The following is a 264-nucleotide window of genomic DNA, read 5'->3' on the forward strand; positions in this document are numbered from 1 at the left end:
TGCACCGCGCCCTGGATGCCCAGATGTTCGACAACGGCCGCCACGTCGTCGGCGTAGTGGTCCATGTCATGGCCGTCCCACACCTGGCTGGAGCGCCCATGGCCGCGGCGGTCGTGGGCGACCACGCGAAAGCCCTCGGCCAGGAAAAACAGCAGCTGGGCGTCCCAGTCGTCGGCACTCAGCGGCCAGCCGTGGTGGAAGTGGATGACCGGCGCATCGCGCGGGCCCCAGTCCTTGTAGAAGATCTGAACGCCATCCTTCGTG

1 protein-coding gene is annotated in these 264 nt (G+C 67.4%); it reads right to left on the reverse strand.

The window, feature by feature from the left end:
- Window positions 1-264 (reverse strand): alpha/beta fold hydrolase (locus tag SB765_RS30610; RefSeq protein ID WP_410932616.1); only part of this gene is annotated, 264 nt, incomplete at both ends.

The organism is Pseudomonas sp. SIMBA_067, from assembly GCF_046534675.1.
GTDB lineage: Bacteria > Pseudomonadota > Gammaproteobacteria > Pseudomonadales > Pseudomonadaceae > Aquipseudomonas > Aquipseudomonas putida.